Here is a 20,977-nt window from a genome sequence, read left to right as displayed (position 1 = left end):
TAATATTATATAATTAAATTAATGAAAGAGCTGTATCAAAATTACTTAATTATTTTGATGCAGCTCCTTTTCTTCTATTATTTATAGTTTTTACTTACTACTGCCATTATACGATTTTATGTACATCTCTTTAATTTCACTCATTAAAGGATATCTTGGATTTGCACCTGTACATTGATCATCAAAAGCCTGTTCTACCATTTCATCCATTGATGCATAGAACTTTTCTTCTGAAACTCCAAATTCTTTTATGCTTTTTGGTATTCCAACTTTGGCCTTTAAATCATCTATTGCTTTAATTAATAGTTCAACCTTTTCTTCTTCTGTATTTCCTCCTAGATTTAGATAATCAGCTATTCTAGCATATCTCCATCCTGCATTTGGATATTTATATTGTGGGAATGCTGCTTGCTTTCTAGGTGCATCTGTTGCATTAAATCTAATTACTTCATCTATTAATAATGCATTTGCTATTCCATGAGGTACATGATGGAATGCACCTAATTTATGAGCCATTGAGTGGCATACGCCCAAAAATGCATTAGCAAAGGCCATACCTGCTACAGAAGATGCATGGGCCATCTTTTCTCTAGCTTTAATATTTGTAGTTCCTCCATTATATGCATCTGGTAAGTATTTAAATGTTAATCTTATTGCTTCTAGAGCTAACCCATTTGTATACTCAGACGCTAGCACTGAAACATAGGCCTCAATTGCATGAACTAAAGCATCTATCCCTGAAGCTGCTGTTAATCCTTTAGGCATACTCATCATAAGTTCTGCATCTATTATAGCCATATTAGGAGTTAATGCATAATCTGCAAGTGGATACTTAACTCCTGTTTGTTGATCTGTTATAACTGCAAATGGAGTTACTTCTGATCCAGTTCCTGCTGATGTTGGAATTGCAACTAAAATTGCCTTTTCTCCCATTGGAGGGAATTCATATACCCTCTTTCTAATATCCATAAATCTCATTGCTAAGTCTTCAAATCTAACATCTGGATGCTCATACATTACCCACATAATTTTTGCAGCATCCATAGGCGATCCTCCACCTATAGCTATAATAACATCTGGATTAAAGTCTCTCATTGCATCTGCACCTAACTTTGCAGCCTTTAATGTTGGATCAGGTTCTACATCTGAAAATATCTTGTATTCTATATGATTTTCACTTAAGATATCTGTAATCTTATGAGTATAACCTAAATCAAATAATACTCTATCTGTTACTATGAATGCCCTTTTCTTCTTCATTGCATTTAATTCTTCTAAAGCAATTGGAAGACATCCGAATTTAAAGTAGATTTTGTCTGGAACTCTGAACCAAAGCATATTTTCTCTCCTCTCAGCAATTCTTTTAACATTAATTAGATGCTTAGGGCCTACATTTTCCGATATTGAATTTCCACCCCAAGATCCACAGCCAAGAGTCAATGATGGTGCTAATTTAAAATTATATATATCTCCGATTGCACCCTGAGATGCAGGCATATTTATAAGAGTTCTAGCAGTCTTCATGGCTACTCCGAACTTCTCTATTCTATCTACTGATTCTACTTGATTTGTATAAAGTATTGATGTATGACCAAATCCACCTAGCTCTATCATTCTTGAAGCCAATCTTAAGGCATCATCAAAAGTTTTAGCTTTATACATGCCTAATATTGGTGACAATTTTTCATGTGAAAATGGTTCTTCTAATTCAGGTGATTCAACTTCACCTATCAATACTTTAACAGCTTCAGATACTTCAACCCCAGCCATCTTTGCAATCTTGTAAGCTGATTGACCAACAATCTCTGAATTTAAAGATCCCTTTGAATCTAATATTATACTTCTAACCTTATCTACCTCATCACCTTTAAGTATATAAGCTCCTCTTTCATCTAGTTCTTTTCTAACTTCATCATATACTGATTCCATAGCTATAATACTTTGTTCTGATGCGCAAACTACTCCGTTATCAAAAGTTTTAGAAAGTAAAATTGAGTTTACAGCCATCTTTATATGTGCTGTATCATCAATTATAGCTGGAGTATTTCCTGCTCCAACTCCAATAGCTGGTTTTCCTGATGAATAAGCAGCTCTAACCATTCCTGGACCTCCAGTGGCTAATATAATATCTGATTCAGCCATTACATTTCTGGATAATTCTATTGATGGCTCATCTATCCATCCAATTATTCCTTTTGGTGCACCAGCTCTTTCTGCTGCCTCTAGAACTATTTTTGCTGCTGCTATAGTTGAATTCTTTGCTCTAGGATGTGGACTTATAATTATTCCGTTCCTTGTTTTTAATGCAATCAATGTTTTAAATATAGCTGTTGATGTTGGGTTTGTTGTTGGCACGATTGCAGCTATTACCCCTATAGGTTCAGCGATATGAGTTATTCCGAACATTTCATCTCTCTCTATAACTCCACAGGTCTTTGTATCTTTATATTGGTTATATATGTACTCAGCTGCAAAGTGATTTTTTATTACTTTATCTTCTACTATTCCCATGCCGCTTTCTTCTACTGCCATTTTAGCAAGGGTAATTCTTGCATCATTAGCTGCCATAGCTGCCTGTCTAAATATCTCATCTACCTCCTCTTGGGAAAACTTTGCAAATTCTCTTTGAGCTTCTCTTATTTGCTCTATTCTTTTTGTCAATTCTTCTGGATTTGTAACTCTCATTTTCTACCTCCAAAATTATTTTCTAAATTTTTATACTCAAATTACTTTTGTATCGCAGTTTTACTTACTATAAACAAACTGTGTATAGTTTATCCTGAAAATAATATTTAATTTATCCCATATCAAAATAATTGCTAAGGTATCTAATAAAAATATAAATTATATATTCATTTGCAATTAAAACAAAGTACATATCCATATCTCATGCTATTATTTTCTAAAAATCGTAAAATAATAGACATGATAGAATAGGTTATTATTTTTCCTATTCTACATGTCTATAACAAGGCTTCTTTTATATTGATATTAATGTATTGTAGACGTTAAATTTAATCCTATGACTCCTATTATTATAAGCCCTATAAAAACTATCTTCTGCAAATTAATTGATTCCTAAAAAAAACATTGCCCCAATAATAGCCAGTTATGATGAATGTCATATTTTACACAAACTACTATGTTGTTATGTTGTTAGATTGTATAGTATACTAATATCAGTTAGCTATTAATTTCTTTTAACTTAGGAGGAACTATGAATAAAATTATTGAAAAAGCTAAAATTACACATAACTTAAATAAAGATGAAATACTTGAATTACTACAAAACGATGATATAAATGAAGAATTATTTAAAGCCGCTGATGAAGTACGTCAAAAATACTTAGGGGATTATGTTCATTTAAGAGGGCTCATAGAATTTACAAATATCTGCAAAAGAAATTGCCTTTATTGTGGTTTACGCAGAGACAATAAAAATCTTGAAAGATATAGATTAACTGAAGAAGAGATTCTAGACTTTGCTAAAAAAGCTGTTAGCTATGGCTACAAAACACTTGTGCTTCAAGGTGGAGAAGATGATTATTTTACTAAAGAAAGAATGACAAACATAGTAAAAGAGATAAAGAAATTAAACGTCGCTTTAACCTTAAGCTTAGGTGAAAAAACTTATGATGAATATAAGGCATTTAAAGAAGCTGGAGCTGATAGATATTTAATAAGAATTGAAACTACTGATAAGAAACTTTATGAAGATATGGATCCTAACATGAGCTTCGAGGAAAGATTGAATTGTTTAAAAAATTTAAGAGACTTAGGATATGAAGTTGGAAGTGGTATTCTTGTTGGTCTACCAAATCAAACATTAGAATCTATAGCTAGTGATATACTTTTCTTTAAAGAAATTAATGCAGATATGATTGGTATAGGTCCATTTATACCAAATGAAGATACACCTTTAAAGGATGCTCAAGGCGGAAATCTTACTCTAGCATTAAAGGTTATGGCTTTAACCAGATTAATACTTCCTGATATAAATATTCCTGCAACAACTGCAATGGAATCTTTAACTCCAAACGGAAGAATAGTTGCACTTCAAAGCGGTGCTAATGTTGTAATGCCTAACGTTACTGAAGGTGAATATAGAAAGCTTTATGCATTATATCCAGGCAAAATATGTACAGGCGATACACCTGCACACTGCAGAGGATGCATAACTGGTAAAGTAACTGGAATAGGCAGAATAATATCAGATGGCTATGGATTTAGAGGAAATCAAAACACTAGTGCCTATAATAATTAAAAAATATTAGTAACAATAAGTTAAATCATAGTATTAAGTAAAATATACCATACAGGATAGACAATATAATCCTATATGGTATATTTTTATGAATTGCTATGATTTAATTTCTATATATATGTCTTTTATTTAAATTTGTTCTATAATTTATTACTATCTATTTTAAGTCTATAAGTTAAAGTTGATCATGAGATGTCAATTAGCTTATGATTTAATGACCTATCTAATTAAAATTGTTATCCTACTTCTTGCTTCCCGAATCCCAATTTTTATAATAAACAAAATCCTTATCAAATAGCTTTAAGGGAATTTTAAATTCAGGAATTCCAAATACATATGGCGCTATATCATACAACTGGTAATATATTACCAGGTCACCGTCTCTTATATAAAAACTTTGATTTTCACTAATACCCTTAAATGCATTACCTGAATCAAAATAATTTTCTGGATTTTTCTTTATTTGATTTTCTATTTCTTTATTTATTATGTCAGAATAATTATATCCTTCACTGAATAATTCCTTTAAAGTTAGTAAAGCTTCTTTCTTCTTATCTATTGTATATGAAGTCCTTGTTGTCATACCATGAGCTCCTCCAAGAAACTCATAATAGTCATTATATAAGCTAAGAATTTGATTATTATCTTCTGACGTTGTGTATCTTGAATAAATTTCATATGGAAACCTTGGGGTTTCTTGTCCCTTTTCTCCGAAGTATTCTTTCGCTGTTTTTTCAGACTCCTCAGCTCTTGGCAAAATATCTTGACTAATTACATTATTTATCAAATTTATTCTTTTTTCATCATTTCCGCCTACTAATTGAGGCATATTTATGTCTAATTTTAAGTAATTTAGATTTTTAGTTATAGATTTATCCACAATTTTAAATTTACTTTCACTTTGCATTTTATTACTTATAAACATTTCCTGTGGACAAGCGGTGGATAACATTGAACTTACTATTAATAGCCCTGTTATATTAGCTATAATACCCATTTTAGCGCCTCCCTGATTTATGCATTTTGCGACATAATATATTTTATATCCACAAAACCAACATGTAAAATTATGTATGTTAACAGCTTTATAACATTTTATCCACAAGCCAATGTGGATAATGTTAGTAAGTTGTACTATTTTTATATTATGCTACTTTTTTCAATAAGTTATTCCGCTCAAACTCTATAAAAATAAATTTTTTATATAATATTTTGCTATAATAAATTTACATTTACCCCCCTGGTAATCTAATGGTTCAATTAAGGCTGAGATTCAGAATTTTAATTAGAATATATATCACAAATTACTTATATTAGGTCTTGTAGTTTTTCTTTAAGTTTAGGGTATAATTATAAAAGAAAATTATATTTGTTTTAATTACAAGGAGGTGAATAATAACAACATGTTAAAAGGAAATTTACCATCAAGGAACATTTCTTACAAAAGATTTTTCAAAAATAAAACTTCCTTAAGTATTTTGATATTTAGCTTATTGTTTGTAATGTTTTCTTTTTACCTAATAACACACAATATATCTTATAAAAATTCTATAGCTTCTAATCATGGTTCTGATAATACAAGTATTGATGAAAATCATGTTGAATCTAAAAATGGATTAGAGAAAGATCCTCCCAACATAGAACAAAACACAATTCAAAACGAAAGATCTTTTAATAATTCAAACTTAATTACTGACAATAGAGGAGTTCCCGTATTATATTACCATTCCGTAAGAGAACCAGCTGAAAATGAGGTTACAATAACTCCAGAAAATCTTCGAATGCAGCTTGAGTACATAAAAAATCAGGGTTATACAACATTAACTTTAGATGAACTAAAAAACTACTTATTAAACAATTCCCAAATTCCTGAGAAGAGCATAGTTATTACTTTTGATGATGGCTATATGGATAATTACTACAACGCTTTTCCAATTTTGAAAAATCTAAATATGGTAGCAACAATATTTTGTATAACATCAGATCTAGATGGTTCCTATTATTTATCAAAAGAAGCTATAAAAGAAATGTCTGATTACGGAATAGATATAGAAAGCCATACTGTTAATCACCCTAAGCTTAACCAGCTTCCATATGATAAACAATTAAGCGAATTGAAGGAATCAAAAGAAACCTTGGAATCAATAACAGGAAAAAAAGTTGAAGCTGTTGCCTATCCATTTGGAGATTTTAATGATGATAGTGTTATCGCAGCTAAAAACTCAGGTTATACGTTAGCATTTACTACTAAGAGAGGGCTCTCTGATAGAGATGATAATATTCTTAAACTTGATAGAATTTATATTAGCTCAAAATATGATATGAATACTTTTAAGGAAGTTTTAGCACAAACTAAAAAATAACTCTTAAATAAAGAGTTATTTTTTTTCTTCCTTGCTATCTTCAGTTGAATATTTAGGTAGTTTTTGTTGATTTCCTGCATTATTTATAGCTATAGGTATATTATGTTCGTATATAAATTTATTTGTTTTAGTAAGCTCTCCATATTTTAAAGCTTGTCCATTAATTGTTATTAATGTTTTCCTACTTAAATCTAACATTTCATTATCCAATGCGTATTCAAATATCTCCGATATAGCCCCATCAACATCTTTATTCAAAACATCAATATTTCCTATAAGTTCTTTTCCTTTATCTGTAGGCGAATAGGCATATATAACTTTGTGAAACTTATTAATATGAATCTTTATATTAGAAGTTGTTTCTATAACTATTATGCTCTGTGTTGTCCTATATTCAATAGTTATACCACTACCAATCAATATTAATATAAATAGTAATATTGATATATGTATTTTGTATCCCCTAATACCTTTCTTTTCTTTTCCTTCACATACATCTCCAACCTTTGATTTATTAAGAGTCTTTATCTTTAAAAATTCTCCTTTTGAAGTTAATATATATGCAGAATTTTTAAAAGCTTTTATTACTATTCCTTTATATAGTTGCTGATTTTTACTTGAAATGCTTACAACTTGATTATCTTCTTTTAATTTTATTCTTAGATAATCTTGAATAAATTTATAATTTGAATTAGTTATTATAATGCAATAAGCTATTATGTAGTCCCTAAATTTATTTATAATCTCAGATTTTATCCTAGTTAACTTACTTATTTTAGCTATAGGTAAAGCTCTCTTTTCATTGATTATTCTTAGTAAATCCTCATCACTAGCTATATAATAAGCTATATTTAAAGCTATATTTCTGTCAGCTTCTTTAATTGGAAAATTTACTAAATCTTTAAGTAAAACATTATATGAGCTTAATTCATTTATAAATAAAGATATCTGTTTTTTTCTAATATCCTCCGCAGTATCTCCTATTAAGAACATTGACGGCATGGATGAAAATACATATTTGTCTTTACTAAAGCCCAAATTCTCCATAAAATTAACACCTCTTTAAAATATTAACCCTTTGTATAAGTTCTTCATACTATGATATTATAGCATATAAAGCTATTTATCTATAAAATTTTCTTTATCTAAATTTAATTTAAAAGCAATATTTTGGAGATTATTAATGAGAGGAAAAATTATATATGTAGATTTTGTAAAAAGACGTAGAATAACCTTTATACATTTTCATATAAATAGATTTATTTCTTGGTTTAACATTAAATTTTATATTAAAACCAAGACAAGTTCTTTGAACAACATGTCCACAAATAAACGTAGACGTATTTTAAATTAGTATAATTATTTATATAAAAAGCCTCATAATATGTTAAAATAGTAAAATAATAAAACACATATGAGGTGATTATATGAGAATTGGATTAGGATATGATGTTCATAGATTAGTTGAAAACAGAAAATTAATTTTAGGAGGAGTAGAAATTCCATATGAGAAGGGGCTGCTAGGTCATTCCGATGCAGATGTTCTTATCCACGCTATAATAGACTCTTTATTGGGCGCTTGTGCTCTTGGCGATATAGGAAAACATTTTCCTGATACAGACAATAGATTTAGTGGCATATCTAGTATCATACTTCTTGAAGAAACAGGTAAATTGCTTCTTAAGTCCGGCTATGCCATAAACAACATAGACGCTACAATAATAGCTCAAAAGCCAAAAATGCTGCCTCATATTGAGAATATGAGAAAGAACATTTCAATTGCGCTGAATATAGATATTAATAAAATAAATATTAAGGCTACTACTGAAGAAGGCCTTGGTTTTACTGGCGAAATGCTTGGAATTTCTTCTCAAAGCATTTCTTCTGTTGAAAGTATAATTTAGAAATATACTTTTCAAAGTTTATAGTACTTTATAATTAAAAGGGAGATATAATTAGCAGATTGGAATCTGCTAATTATATCTCCTTAAATTATATATTAACTTGCTAAAATACTTCACTTAATTTCTTTAGTAGAATCTCTCTGAATACTTCCCCTTTATTAGGATCACTTATTGCATTCTTACAAATATCTTCCCAATCATTAATAGACATACCTATTCTATTTTCTAATTCTTCTTTTGTATTTGTTAATAACGAAGAGGAAATTACAAATTCTCCAAGCTCCTCTGGAGTCTTGAAAATTTTTACATATAAAAATTCTGTATTATCCCCCATCCACTTCTTATTAAACTCTGCTGGGAATTTATCTAACCTAGCTTGAGCCTTTTCAGATGGAAGATGCCATAAACTACTTAAGAAATCATAGTCTATCCTCATATTACTTGCAACTTCTTTGTCTATTTTCTTTAGTTTTTCTCCCTCACGAATGATCTTATCAACAGTTAAATGTGGAATCCTAGTAATTAATTTTTCTTTTCCATATATCCACTTATAAAAAGCTTCCTGCAAGAACGAATACTGAAGATACCCAATCAAACACTTTCTATTAGGGAAATATCCCCATATATTGTTTATACCATTATTGTTTCCGAATATAAGGGTATGAAAATAAATACTTCTTTCTGTTGGTGGTTTCTGCATAAACATATGTCCTCTTATTGTCTTATTCCTGCTGATAACGTTTTCCCAATAATTAAATGAATTATAAACTTCCCACACTTTACTCACCTTCCCAACTAATATTTTATAAAATATATTATTAATAGTTATCTTTTGTTTTCTAATTATATTATAACTCATTTATCTCACAATTGTTTATTCTTGGATAAATTTGTTTAATATATACATATTAATATATTATCCCCATTTTATTATTTTATTACAAAATTTTAGACTTTTATTATAGATATTCAAATTGATATTTCTTATTTATTACTTTATAATATTAAATGTCAAGTTATTTACAGTTATCATATTATTATATTAAGAATTCTATTATTTTTTTAATTTAAATAAATTTTAATAATTAATATATTTTTATATAGGGTAGATTCTAAGGAGGATTAAAAATTGTCTTTATGTGAAATATGTAATGCCGAAGCTGATATACATCATATTGTTCACAGAAGTGAAGGTGGCTTTGATATAGAACTAAATTATAAATATTTATGTCCTTCCCATCATAGAGGAAAATATGGTCCCCACCAATCCAAAGAAGTTGATTATAGATATAAGTTAGATCTTCAAAATAAATTATATGATATGCTAAAAAAAGATTATTATTCTTTTAAGGAGCTAGCATTAGAATTAAATATACCAAGAAACACTCTTAAAAGAATTACAAGAAACTTAAAGCTTTATAAAGAAGGTTATAAAAAATCAGAAGTAATATTTAAAATAATGGGTGAAAAATTTTACTCTGAAGAAATGATTGTTAACTTAACTTTAGACAAATTAATTGAAGACAATTATTAACTTATTGTGTTATATAATTAAATTTATCTTAGTAACCATGTGTAAATTAAAATAACAAATATCTAAAACAAATTTTTGTTTTAGATATTTGTTATTTTAATTTAATCTTTATATTCTTACTGGAGCGGAAAACGGGGCTCGAACCCGCAACGTCCACCTTGGGAAGGTGACACTCTACCATTGAGTCATTCCCGCTTATTGGTGCAGATGAAGGGAGTCGAACCCTTACACCAAAAGGCGCTAGATCCTAAGTCTAGTGCGTCTGCCAATTCCGCCACATCTGCCTACCAATATTATACATCTATTCAATATATTAAATCAATATTAAATTTTATACATTTACTATGATTTTTTAGATATATTTATATAAGAAACTATGATATATTATATCTTCCTAAATCATCCTCCGAGCATTCTCCCTCATCTTTTTGCTTAATATATTCTTTAATTTCTGTTATCTTCGAACATCCCCATCCAAAATCTTTAGTTGATGTATCTACTTCCAACTTTTCTAGCGGAGATACACTTAAATCAACAAAGTGTTCTGCCAGTGATAAATCCAAATCACTTGTCCCATAATTGCTAAATTCCAAATTAATTTCTTCCTCTGGTAACATTGATAGTTCCTTTAATTCTTTTTCCAAATCAAGATCTAGATTTCTTTCATATTGATCACTATCTATTGAGTCTTCAAACTTATTTAATAAATTCGTTTTTTCTAACCTCTTATTCTTAGTGTCTAACTCTCCTCCCCCACTGGAATATGATTTTTCTTCATATTGATTATTTGCTTTTGAATTTTGTTCAGATATGCTAGTATCTCTTGCTAAATCTTCTTCTTTGATTTTAAATTGATTAACTTTTTGAAGCAAATCATCTGCTCTATCTAGTAAAATATCAGAACTACTGTTAACTTTCTCTGCAAGTCGTGCAAGCTGCACTGATGAATTCGTTACTTGTTCCAAGGAATTTGATGTCTCTGTTATTTCTCCTGATAATTCATATACAGTTTCAACTATTAAATCTTTGCTGTGATTAATATTATTAAACACACTATCTATATTAGATACTTTAGGTGCTATTTCTTTAACTAGCAGTGCTATTTCTGAAAATGAACTTGATGCATTATAAATCATTTCCTTCTGCTCATGCAACTCACTCTCCATATTTTTAGACTCTTCTACAAGTTTATTTATTATATTTATGAGTCTATTTATTATCTTATAAATATTCTGTGCAGACTCCTTACTTTTGTCTGAAAGCTTTTTCACTTCTAATGCTATTACGCTAAACCCTCGTCCTGCTTCTCCTGCACTAGCTGCTTCAATTGCTGCATTTAGTGCTAAAAGATTTATTTGTTCAGATATCCCATTGATAATATTCGTAATTCCATTAACATTTTTCATATCACCTTGTATATACTCTATACTGATTAAAAACTTTTCGAAACTATCATTAACACTTATAATTCCACCGTTTAATTCTTTTATATTTTTAGTTCCTTTTAATGATTTATCATTGATTATTGCAATATCTTCATTAATTGAATGAACATTATTCTTAACTTCAGTTATATTTTCACCAAAGTTTTCAAGCTTAGTACTTATCTGTACAAAGTCATGGCTTTGTTTATTAGTATTATTAGAAACCTCTCCTATGGATGCTGATATTTCCTCTGTAAGAATTGATAGTTCTTCTGCAATTTGATTTAATGATACAGAACCTTCTCTAACTATATTTGAATCCTCTCTTACTGCCTCTATCATTTTTCCTACTGATTCCTTAGCTTGACTTACACTTAGGCATATTTCACTTATTTCATCATTACCTTTAGTATATTTATTATCAACTTTAGTATAAAAATCACCTTTAGCAATACTATCTACATAATATTTTGCCCCAAGTAACCTGTTTACAACTATAATTGTGAAGCCTATTATAATAGTCAATATTAGTAGCGTCATAATAACAGTCACTATAATATCAATGAAAGCTAGACTGTTTAATGCACTTAGTAGGTCTTTTTCTTCTACTGTAATTCCTATGGCAAGACCTGTTTTTCCTATTGGGCTATATGATATATATCTTTCTTTACCCTCATAAGTATATTTTCCTGTTCCAGATTGAGTCCCAATTGTCATACTTTTTCCTATGTTATTTAGATCTTGTAAATTTTCTTTATCAGATGTCATATTGGTTATATTTTTATTCTCATTTACCAAGCTCTCATCTTCTGAAACTATAAAATTACCATTACTATCTACAATTAATAAATTTCCCGTTTTCAAAAAATTAGTTTCTTTGTTTAAAGAAGCAAAATCTTTGCAATCTTTTATCGAGGTAATAATTCCTATAATCCTATTTGAAGAATCTTTGATAGGTACTGAATATGATATGACTTTTTTCTTTGTGATTGGATCTATATATGGATTGGTTATTGAATTTTCACCATTTATTGATTTCATGAAACTTTGTGTTGTCTTTATTGATTTCTTATTTCCTAAAGTATCTATTGAATTTCCATCTTTATCACTTATGCTCATTTCTAATTGTCCAACTGTTTTCAATGCTGGTTTAAGTATTTGAATTTTTTCTTCTATCTGTACATTCTTATCCGTTATTATCGGATTGCTTGCAATTACTTCAAGGTTCCTAATCTCACTTTTTATTTGATCATCTGCTCGTGATGCAGCAGTTTTCGTCATTTCTTCCATTACATTTAAGTTACTCTCTTTTAATGATTTACTCGCAAACCTATATCCTATTCCCGACAAAGCTATAAATGCAATTAATAACATTGGTATTAGGAACATAATAATTTTAACTTTTATACTTTTAATACTTCTATTCATCTTTACCTCCTGAAAAAAATACTAAATACAACCTAATATACATAAATTTTATTTGATTTTAATAAATTCTAGGTTAAAGCCTTATTATAATCTTGTTAAAATCTCCAATATATTCTGAGATTCTTAATATCTTTTGTATTTTTTTTGTTAATTAGTTGACATCTAAAAATCAGGTGCTTATAATTAAGAATATTAATATAATAAATAAACACGTTGATGAGGACAGTAAGCTAAAATCTTATTTTTCAGAGAGAGAATATGTTGGTGCGATTATTCTTATATAAATTTAGACTGAAAACCACCTCTGAGTGGCTCTAATAAAGCCCGTAATTATCACGTTACGATAAATTCAAGTGACCTATTTAACTGATTTTTAGAAAGATTTTTAATGTTTCATTTATTTAGCCTATTTTAATCAGTTTCTTCTAGGTAATTAGAGTGGAACCACGGATATTACTTCGTCTCTATTATTAGAGATGAGGTTTTTTTGTTTGCAAAAGTGTATGATTTTGATAATAAATTTTTTTAACAATATTATTATTAAAATTTATCAAGTCACCGAAACAAAATTGTTTTAAATTTGAAAGGAGTTTTAAAATGATAAAAGTAACTTTAAAAGATGGATCAATTAAAGAATTAGAAGCTGGTTTATCTATTTATGAAATTGCCAAATCAATTAGCGAAGGTTTAGCTAGAAATGCTTGCTGCGGTATAGTTAATGGAAAAGTTGAAGACCTTAGAAAAGAAATAAATGAAGATGTTGAGTTAAGCATATGCACATTTGACTCTCAAGAAGGTAAAGATGCCCTAAGACATAGCATATCTCACGTTTTAGCTTATGCTGTAAAAAGACTATTCCCTGAAACAAAATTAGCTATAGGGCCTTCAATTGCAACTGGCTTCTACTATGATTTCGATAGAGAAAGTGCATTTACTGCTGCAGACTTAGAAAAGCTTGAAGCAGAAATGCAAAAAATAATTAAGGAAAATCCAGAAATATCTAGATTTGAGCTTCCAAGAAATGAAGCTTTAGAATTAATGAAGGATGAACCTTACAAAGTTGAATTAATAAACGATCTTCCTGAAAATGAAATAATCTCATTCTATAAAATGGGTGATTTCACAGACTTATGTGCTGGTCCTCATCTTATGTCAATAAAATCAGTTAAAGCAATTAAACTTACTAGAAGTGCTGGTGCTTATTGGAAGGGTAATGAAAAAAATAAGATGCTTACAAGAATCTATGGTACTGCATTCTTAAAGAAAGCAGACTTAGATGCTTTCCTAGAAGCTTTAGAAGAAGCTAAAAAGAGAGATCACAATAAGCTTGGTAGAGAGTTAAAGTTGTTTACAACTGATGAAAATGTAGGTCAAGGGCTTCCATTATTAATGCCTAAAGGAGCAAAAATAGTTCAACTTCTTCAAAGATGGGTTGAAGATGAAGAAGAAAAAAGAGGATATCTTTTAACTAAGACTCCACTTATGGCTAAAAGCGATTTGTATAAAATTTCTGGTCACTGGGATCATTACAAAGATGGTATGTTTGTATTAGGTGATGAAGAAAAGGACGATGAAGTATTTGCTTTAAGACCAATGACTTGCCCATTCCAATATACAATCTATAATGCTGAACAACACAGTTATAGAGATCTTCCACTAAGATACGGTGAAACTTCTACTTTATTTAGAAATGAAGCTTCAGGTGAAATGCATGGTCTTATAAGAGTTAGACAATTCACTTTAGCTGATGGTCATTTAGTTGTTACACCTGAACAATTAGAAGAAGAATTTAAGGGCGTTCTTGAATTAATTCAATATTTAATGGGAACTTTAGGAATCGCTGAAAAGATAACTTATAGATTCTCTAAATGGGATCCAAATAATACTGAAAAATATATCAATGATCCTGATGCTTGGAATAAGACTCAAGATACAATGAGAAATATCCTAGATCACTTAAATATTAATTATGTTGAAGCTGATGATGAAGCTGCCTTCTATGGTCCAAAACTTGATTTACAATTTAGAAATGTTCATGGTAAAGAAGATACTTTATTCACAGTTCAAATTGACTTTGCTTTAGCTGAAAGATTTGATATGAGTTATGTAGATAAAGACGGAGAAAAGAAACGACCTTATATAATCCATAGATCATCAATTGGATGTTATGAAAGAACTTTAGCTATGCTTATAGAAGAATACGCTGGTGCTTTCCCAACATGGTTATCTCCAGTTCAAGCCAAAGTATTACCAATCTCTGATAAGTACAATGATTATGCTGAAGCAGTTACAAAAGCCTTAAAGAATAAAGGTATTAGAGTTGAAACTGATTATAGAGCTGAAAAGATTGGTTATAAGATTAGAGAAGCTAGACTTGAAAGAACTCCTTACATTTTAGTTGTTGGAGAAAAAGAAGCTGCTAATAATGAAGTATCTGTAAGAAGCAGAAAGAATGACGATGAAGGCGCTGTTAAATTAGATGCGTTTATCGAGAGAATAGTTAAAGAAATAGAGAATAAAGAATTATAAAATTTATATAAAAATGAGGATGCCCTTGTAAATAAGGCGTCCTCTTTTTTTAGTTTACACAAAATTTTTTACTGAGTATAGACTCATGCTCTTTCTGTAAAATAATATAATACTCGGTAAATCTTAATTATATATCTGAAATCAATCTTTTAGTAACCACTTTCTATGTCCATATACGCATTCTTCATAGTAGTTAACTGCTTCTGCAAGTCAATAATTTTACTTCCTATATTATCAACTAGTGCATCTTTGCTTTTCAGCATCTCCTTATTTTTTTCTATAGATTCATTCACTTTTTGAATTTGATCTTCTAATTCTAAGAAAACCGAATATTCTTTTTTAAAGTAAGGCTTTTGCTTTGCTTCTTTAATTAGCAACTTTTCAGCTTCTAGCATATTGGATTCATTAATAAACTTATTCGCTTGATCCTTCCAAACCTCTATAGAAAACATGCTTTTCAATGTTCCAATTTTATTTTTTGATTCATTAATATGCTTTTCTGCTAACTTCTTTTTATTGCACAAATCATCATAGTAAAAATATGATGGCAAGAGAACTCTTTTTTCTGAATTCATAACTAGATTTTTGAATTCACTCTCGTAGCTTCCATACCTTCTCATTAATGAGTCATATGATTCTGATAATTCTTTCTGATTAATTTCTAATTCTAATTTTTCTCTCATTATTAGACCTAAGCTATTTTCCTCTTCCTCTTTCTTCATAAAGATATCGTTATATTTTTGTTGTTTTTGTTTCCACAACTTAACCAAATCATTATAACCTTCTAAATTTATAAAATCACTATCTGAGGCTGAACTTGTACTCGTTATTAACATTACTACTAATGGTAATAATTCTTCTTGCTGGTTTTGACTTATCACTACTGCATCGCTAGATAAATATAATAGAACCATAAAATAAGCATTAGAAAAATCTTTAATCAAAGATCTTTTCTCAATTAAATTTTCAATTTGAAATATAATACTAGACATATCCTTATATGAATCAATGCTTGCTAAGTCTGCTATCATATGTAGAAATGTATATGGTTGAGATTTTATAGCTGATTTAATGGCCGCCTCCGTCATAACATCCAAATCAAGTTTTTCATAGTAAAATCTTTTCTCTTTATTTTCTGGTCTCTGTTTTAATTTTATAACCATATCATAAATCTTTTCTATAAGCTCTTCTGTAATATGTGTATTTGAGCCTTTATTTTTTAATGCCCATATAGTTCTATTCATATAATATTCATTTATTGCATCTAATTTTATTGCTCTTGCTTTAAAATCCTTTTTGGGCACTAAAACAGCATAAGCTTTCTCTACCATAGAATCCAATGTCTGTACAAACTTTCTTCTATTATATACCTTCCCATAAGGAGCATTTGACAAACTTATTAATTTATAATATAAAATTAGCTTTATTTCATTATCATTAATGTTTTTTAAATTCTCTAAATTTCTATTTAGTAATTCTAAAAACTTATCTTCATTATATCTTCCCAATAATTCCTTAGGTTTACTTATCAAATTGAAACTTGAAGTAATATTATTAATGATTGTATATACGATTTTAAGCTCTTTTCCTGATAGTCTTAAAAATCCATCATAAAATTTTTCATGCCTAATTTCTCGTTTTATATTTTCATTTACTAGTTCTTTAAATATTAACGCTTTTCTTCTATACTCCACTATATTTTTATTGTAAATAATTATATTCTCGTTAAATACAGCATCCTCAAAATTTATTTTTATTTGGATACTGTTCTTTTTAGCTTCCAATTCTTTTTTTAATTCATTATCATATGAAAATTCTATTGTTTCAACAATATTATTATATTCTTCTGTTAAGTTTAATAAACTTTCATATGCGTGTCTTAATGTTCTTAATTCTTCATCCAGTGATACTTTCATACTTTTTATTGATTCATCTTCGTCATCTAACTCCTCAGTCGATATTTTCAATTCTTGATTTTGTATCTCAGCCTTCAGAAGCTGCCCCTCTTTTTCAAGAAGAAGTTCTTCATTTTCATTAAACTTAATTTTCATTTCATTAAGCTTTTTTTCATATGTTTTATAATCCGTTTCCATATTCAATACACATTTATTTTGCATTTCTACTTTTCTATTTAATATATCTTGGATTTCTTCTAAATAAGCTTTTTCTTCTTTTATTAGTATTATGATGTTATTTATTTCACTTATTCGCTTTGGAGAACTATCTACCTCAAGAATCTTTGCCCTAAGATTATTGATTAAATTTTCTCTTTGAGCAATATCGTTATTGATCTTTAAAAGTTCTTTCCTCATATATTCTATAGTACTAGGAGCACTAAAACTTAAATTCTTTATATCTAGTATCAAATTTTCTTTTTCTTTCAAATAGTAATATAGAACCTTTTGAGCTATCTTTAAAATTTCTATTGGATGTTTAGGTATCTTTCTATTTCTATCTCTTTTGGAAATGTTCTCATATCCGTTAGCCAATATAATCTCTATACTATTATAAATTTCTTCTGAAAAAGAAATATTAGACTTTAACTTAATACTATTTAATAATGTAAGTGCAGAAACATTCATATCAACTCCACTGTCCTGCGCTATATCCCTTAAAAGCATTTCTATTACTTTTCTAACAATAATCTTTGTAACTATCGGATAATACTCGCATAAAAATTCTGCTTTTATCAGATGATCGTAGTACTTTTCTATTTGGGTTCCTTTTAGGTAACCAAAATTACTCTCAATGTATTCCATATATTCCCCCTATTTATTTTAATCCGGCATTACATTATTCCAACTTTATAAATTCTTTTTCAGTTATAATATAATCTACTGGTACGTCATGATAACTGGTTGGAACTTTATCAAGTACTTGAAAATCATATGCTAATGCTAATTTGGCAATTCTTTTTATATTATCTTTGTTAATTTTCTTGAAATATCTATCATAAAAACCTGCTCCATAGCCAACTCTCCCCCCACGCCTGTCAAAAGCTACGCCTGGAACTATAATTAAATCAAGTTCGTTTGGATCAATATAGGGATCATCTATAGATGGTTCTGGTATTCCGTATGAACTCTCCAACAAATTATCCAGTGATTTAATTTCTACTGCATCCATAAGTTTAGTTTTAATTTCCGTCCTTGGAACATAAATTTTTTTATCATTATTTAATGATTCCTTTATAAAATCTCTTGTATTTATTTCAGTGTCAAACGATATATAAACAAAAATATTTTTTGCCAATTTATAGTACTCGCTACTATAAACTGTTTCTAATATTCTTTCATCTATTTTTTCTTTTTCTGTTACATCTATTTTTTTTCTCTTATCTAAAATTTCTTTTCTTAGTATTTTCTTATTAATAAAGTTTTCCATACAAACAACTCCTATAATTATACTTCATATCAATCATGAACTTCATATTGTTCTCAAACTAATAAATCTATAGATATTTTATCTAGCTATTCACTTTACTTATTATTTTAATTTTACTTACTAAAACATCTTATGTCTATTCTTTATATATCTAAAAATAGTAAACCTTACATAGTAGCAAAATTAATTATGCTTTATATTGTACTTATCTTTATTGATTATACATATATCTTTTAATATAATGAACATAAAATATGTGATAAATAAAGGGAGAGTAATTTATGAACTACGATGTTGAATTAATAAGAGAAAAGAGCTATAAGCCGACATTTTGGTCTGGTGGAATGGCGACAGAATTAATAACATATCCAGTAGATTCTGATTATGCAAGCAGGAACTTCTTATGGAGACTTGGTATAGCTAAAATTGATATACCGGAATCTACTTTTAGCAATCTTACAAATGTTTCACGTAAATTTATGGTTACTGAAGGCAAAATAACCCTTGATCATGAAAATAAATATAAGAAATTACTAAAAGCCTTTGAACAAGATAGCTTCATGGGTGATTGGAAAACAAAAACTTATGGAAAAGCTTCTGTTTTTAACTTAATGACAAGAGAGAATTATAATGGTGAATTAGTTCATTTAAATATTACGCCTAGAAAAAAGTGTGTATTCAAACATCAAGTTCCATTAGATAAGGAACTTATAGCCATTTGTTTTTATGTTGTAAGTGGTAGCTTTAAATTTACTATTAACAATAAAATTTTCAAAGCTAATACTAATGATCTGCTATTACTTAAATCCTTAAGCCTAAGTTCTATACATGAATTTTTACTCTCTAGCAATTCATTAGAAATTACTAATATAATAGCAAGCGCAATTTATAGCCAATAATACTAAAATGCATTAAAAAGGAATTATCTCAAATTACTTCTAATTTGAGATAATTCCTTTTTATTTCTCTTTTTAAATACATATCATAAATTAAAGTCCTTAATTACTACCTTAGGCTTCTTAAAGACTACCTCCTTTGTTATTTCATAACTATCTTTATCTATAGTTATTCTATAAATGTCAGGACAACCTTCTTCTCTCCATTTTTTCATATACTTTGCGGTAGCATCTATATCTGTATAATAATTTTCATCATAGTAATCTGAGAATTCCAAATAAGATAATATGCATCTCTTATCTAATACTAAATTCTCTCTGCCTACATTCTTACATATTGGAATAAAGAATCTTAGAGGTACTTCATATTGATATCGTCCCTTAATTTCTTTTGCTTCCATGATAGCTCTTTTAAATAAAATATTTTCTTTATAATCGCTGTCTATTTTTAATTTAAATATTATTTTTCCACTTTTATTCTTTTCTAATTTAGCTTTAATCATATACTCACCATCTGTCTTATTTTTATTACTTCTTTTATTTTAACACGGTAAATATGAACTGTCTAAATTTTCAAAAATACCAATACAAAAAAAGGAAACACTTAATTTAAACTTAAATATAAGTGCTTCCTTAATGTATGTCTATTTGATTTCTATATTAATAATTTTCAACAAACACTTCAAAGTATGCTTGTGGATGTGCACATGCAGGACATGCAGCTGGTGCTTCTTTGCCTTCATATATAAATCCGCAATTGCCACACTTCCAAAGAGTTACTTCATCCTTCTTAAATACTGTTCCATCTTCAATATTTTTAGCTAGTTTTTTATATCTAGCCTCATGTCGTGCTTCAACTTCACTTATCTTTCTATAAACTACTGCAATTTCTGGATATCCTTCCTCTTCAGCTGTTTTTGCAAAACTTGGATAAAGGTCTGTCCATTCTTCATTTTCGCCTGAAGCTGCTGCAAGTAAGTTTTTCAATGTACTTTCGTGGAATGAGACTGGGTAAGATGCTTGTATTTCTATCTGCTCGTCAACATAATCATCCTTAAGAAATTTATAAAACCTTTTTGCATGTTCTTTTTCTTGTTCTGCTGTTTCTAAGAATATGTTCGCAATTTGCACAAACCCTTCTTTTTTAGCAATACTAGAATAATAAGTATATCTAGTTCTAGCTTGGCTTTCCCCTGCAAATGATTTCATTAAATTTACTGCTGTTTTGCTTCCTTTTAAACTCTTCATAAT

15 protein-coding genes, 2 tRNA genes and 1 other annotated feature are annotated in these 20,977 nt (G+C 28.8%); of the genes, 6 read left to right on the top strand and 11 right to left on the bottom strand.

What is annotated here, in order from left to right; genetic code table 11:
• Positions 1-90: 90 nt before the first annotated feature.
• Positions 91-2,685: a bifunctional acetaldehyde-CoA/alcohol dehydrogenase gene (gene adhE / locus PZA12_RS01485; protein ID WP_078116936.1), complete on the bottom strand. Its 2,595-nt coding sequence runs from the start codon at positions 2,683-2,685 to the stop codon at positions 91-93.
• A gap of 532 nt (positions 2,686-3,217) precedes the next feature.
• Between adhE and hydE the strand changes: the two genes are divergently transcribed.
• Entirely contained in the window at positions 3,218-4,264 is a 1,047-nt protein-coding gene (gene hydE, locus PZA12_RS01480; protein ID WP_103698137.1) for a [FeFe] hydrogenase H-cluster radical SAM maturase HydE, read from the top strand.
• A gap of 241 nt (positions 4,265-4,505) precedes the next feature.
• Here hydE and PZA12_RS01475 read toward each other — a convergent pair whose 3' ends face one another.
• Entirely contained in the window at positions 4,506-5,261 is a 756-nt protein-coding gene (locus PZA12_RS01475; protein ID WP_078116934.1) for a DUF3298 and DUF4163 domain-containing protein, read from the bottom strand.
• Between the two features lie 406 nt (positions 5,262-5,667).
• Here PZA12_RS01475 and PZA12_RS01470 point away from each other — a divergent pair, with 406 nt between their 5' ends.
• Positions 5,668-6,627: a polysaccharide deacetylase family protein gene (locus tag PZA12_RS01470; RefSeq protein WP_078116933.1), complete on the top strand. Its 960-nt coding sequence runs from the start codon at positions 5,668-5,670 to the stop codon at positions 6,625-6,627.
• Between the two features lie 15 nt (positions 6,628-6,642).
• Here the strand turns inward: PZA12_RS01470 and PZA12_RS01465 are convergent, their stop codons facing one another.
• Positions 6,643-7,674, bottom strand: coding sequence for an anti-sigma factor domain-containing protein (locus PZA12_RS01465; protein ID WP_103698138.1), 1,032 nt, complete (start codon positions 7,672-7,674; stop codon positions 6,643-6,645).
• 380 nt (positions 7,675-8,054) lie between these two features.
• Between PZA12_RS01465 and ispF the strand changes: the two genes are divergently transcribed.
• Positions 8,055-8,531, top strand: a complete 477-nt coding sequence (gene ispF, locus PZA12_RS01460) for a 2-C-methyl-D-erythritol 2,4-cyclodiphosphate synthase (protein ID WP_103698139.1) — start codon at positions 8,055-8,057, stop codon at positions 8,529-8,531.
• A gap of 103 nt (positions 8,532-8,634) precedes the next feature.
• Here ispF and PZA12_RS01455 read toward each other — a convergent pair whose 3' ends face one another.
• The gene (locus PZA12_RS01455) at positions 8,635-9,231 is read right to left on the bottom strand and encodes a hypothetical protein (protein ID WP_242984820.1); all 597 of its coding nucleotides are present in this window, start codon (positions 9,229-9,231) and stop codon (positions 8,635-8,637) included.
• 429 nt (positions 9,232-9,660) lie between these two features.
• Here PZA12_RS01455 and PZA12_RS01450 point away from each other — a divergent pair, with 429 nt between their 5' ends.
• Positions 9,661-10,065 (top strand): HNH endonuclease, encoded by a 405-nt coding sequence (locus PZA12_RS01450; protein ID WP_011967645.1) that lies wholly within the window; start codon positions 9,661-9,663, stop codon positions 10,063-10,065.
• A gap of 120 nt (positions 10,066-10,185) precedes the next feature.
• On the opposite strand, the gene PZA12_RS01445 is transcribed toward PZA12_RS01450, so the two are convergent.
• From PZA12_RS01445 to PZA12_RS01435, 3 genes are all read right to left on the bottom strand, one after another.
• A tRNA-Gly gene (locus PZA12_RS01445) sits at positions 10,186-10,260 on the bottom strand.
• A 4-nt stretch (positions 10,261-10,264) separates the two neighbouring features.
• Positions 10,265-10,349, bottom strand: a tRNA-Leu gene (locus PZA12_RS01440).
• Between the two features lie 90 nt (positions 10,350-10,439).
• Positions 10,440-12,917 carry a methyl-accepting chemotaxis protein gene (locus PZA12_RS01435; RefSeq protein ID WP_103698141.1) on the bottom strand — a complete coding sequence of 826 codons (2,478 nt, stop codon included), beginning with the start codon at positions 12,915-12,917 and terminating at the stop codon, positions 10,440-10,442.
• A 204-nt stretch (positions 12,918-13,121) separates the two neighbouring features.
• Positions 13,122-13,386 (top strand) — a binding site (T-box leader).
• 128 nt (positions 13,387-13,514) lie between these two features.
• Between PZA12_RS01435 and thrS the strand changes: the two genes are divergently transcribed.
• Positions 13,515-15,446: a threonine--tRNA ligase gene (gene thrS, locus PZA12_RS01430; protein ID WP_103698142.1), complete on the top strand. Its 1,932-nt coding sequence runs from the start codon at positions 13,515-13,517 to the stop codon at positions 15,444-15,446.
• 149 nt (positions 15,447-15,595) lie between these two features.
• Here the strand turns inward: thrS and PZA12_RS01425 are convergent, their stop codons facing one another.
• Positions 15,596-18,205 (bottom strand): hypothetical protein, encoded by a 2,610-nt coding sequence (locus PZA12_RS01425; protein WP_078116927.1) that lies wholly within the window; start codon positions 18,203-18,205, stop codon positions 15,596-15,598.
• A 34-nt stretch (positions 18,206-18,239) separates the two neighbouring features.
• Positions 18,240-18,830, bottom strand: a complete 591-nt coding sequence (locus PZA12_RS01420; protein WP_078116926.1) for a 5-formyltetrahydrofolate cyclo-ligase — start codon at positions 18,828-18,830, stop codon at positions 18,240-18,242.
• A gap of 281 nt (positions 18,831-19,111) precedes the next feature.
• Here PZA12_RS01420 and PZA12_RS01415 point away from each other — a divergent pair, with 281 nt between their 5' ends.
• Complete coding sequence (locus tag PZA12_RS01415) at positions 19,112-19,729, top strand: HutD family protein (RefSeq protein WP_078116925.1); 618 nt, start codon at positions 19,112-19,114, stop codon at positions 19,727-19,729.
• Between the two features lie 83 nt (positions 19,730-19,812).
• Here PZA12_RS01415 and PZA12_RS01410 read toward each other — a convergent pair whose 3' ends face one another.
• Both PZA12_RS01410 and rbr read right to left on the bottom strand, forming a co-directional pair.
• A complete protein-coding gene (locus PZA12_RS01410) occupies positions 19,813-20,229 on the bottom strand; it encodes a hypothetical protein (RefSeq protein ID WP_077842310.1) in 417 nt (138 codons plus the stop codon).
• A gap of 157 nt (positions 20,230-20,386) precedes the next feature.
• Positions 20,387-20,974: a rubrerythrin gene (gene rbr, locus PZA12_RS01405; protein ID WP_065417016.1), complete on the bottom strand. Its 588-nt coding sequence runs from the start codon at positions 20,972-20,974 to the stop codon at positions 20,387-20,389.
• Between the last annotated feature and the right edge of the window lie 3 nt (positions 20,975-20,977).

This window comes from Clostridium beijerinckii (genome assembly GCF_036699995.1).
Lineage (GTDB): Bacteria > Bacillota > Clostridia > Clostridiales > Clostridiaceae > Clostridium > Clostridium helianthi.
The sequence above is the reverse complement of the archived record's forward strand: the minus strand, read 5'-3'. Positions and strand labels throughout refer to the sequence as shown.

Bases quoted from the DNA above. Each gene is read 5' to 3' on its own strand.
- PZA12_RS01425 (WP_078116927.1), bottom strand. From the start codon at position 18,205: ATGGAATACATTGAGAGTAATTTTGGTTACCTAAAAGGAACCCAAATA.
- hydE (WP_103698137.1), top strand. From the start codon at position 3,218: ATGAATAAAATTATTGAAAAAGCTAAAATTACACATAACTTAAATAAA.
- PZA12_RS01420 (WP_078116926.1), bottom strand. From the start codon at position 18,830: ATGGAAAACTTTATTAATAAGAAAATACTAAGAAAAGAAATTTTAGAT.
- PZA12_RS01455 (WP_242984820.1), bottom strand. From the start codon at position 9,231: ATGCAGAAACCACCAACAGAAAGAAGTATTTATTTTCATACCCTTATA.
- PZA12_RS01415 (WP_078116925.1), top strand. From the start codon at position 19,112: ATGAACTACGATGTTGAATTAATAAGAGAAAAGAGCTATAAGCCGACA.
- PZA12_RS01470 (WP_078116933.1), top strand. From the start codon at position 5,668: ATGTTAAAAGGAAATTTACCATCAAGGAACATTTCTTACAAAAGATTT.
- adhE (WP_078116936.1), bottom strand. From the start codon at position 2,685: ATGAGAGTTACAAATCCAGAAGAATTGACAAAAAGAATAGAGCAAATA.
- ispF (WP_103698139.1), top strand. From the start codon at position 8,055: ATGAGAATTGGATTAGGATATGATGTTCATAGATTAGTTGAAAACAGA.
- PZA12_RS01410 (WP_077842310.1), bottom strand. From the start codon at position 20,229: ATGATTAAAGCTAAATTAGAAAAGAATAAAAGTGGAAAAATAATATTT.
- thrS (WP_103698142.1), top strand. From the start codon at position 13,515: ATGATAAAAGTAACTTTAAAAGATGGATCAATTAAAGAATTAGAAGCT.
- PZA12_RS01465 (WP_103698138.1), bottom strand. From the start codon at position 7,674: ATGGAGAATTTGGGCTTTAGTAAAGACAAATATGTATTTTCATCCATG.
- rbr (WP_065417016.1), bottom strand. From the start codon at position 20,974: ATGAAGAGTTTAAAAGGAAGCAAAACAGCAGTAAATTTAATGAAATCA.
- PZA12_RS01435 (WP_103698141.1), bottom strand. From the start codon at position 12,917: ATGAATAGAAGTATTAAAAGTATAAAAGTTAAAATTATTATGTTCCTA.
- PZA12_RS01475 (WP_078116934.1), bottom strand. From the start codon at position 5,261: ATGGGTATTATAGCTAATATAACAGGGCTATTAATAGTAAGTTCAATG.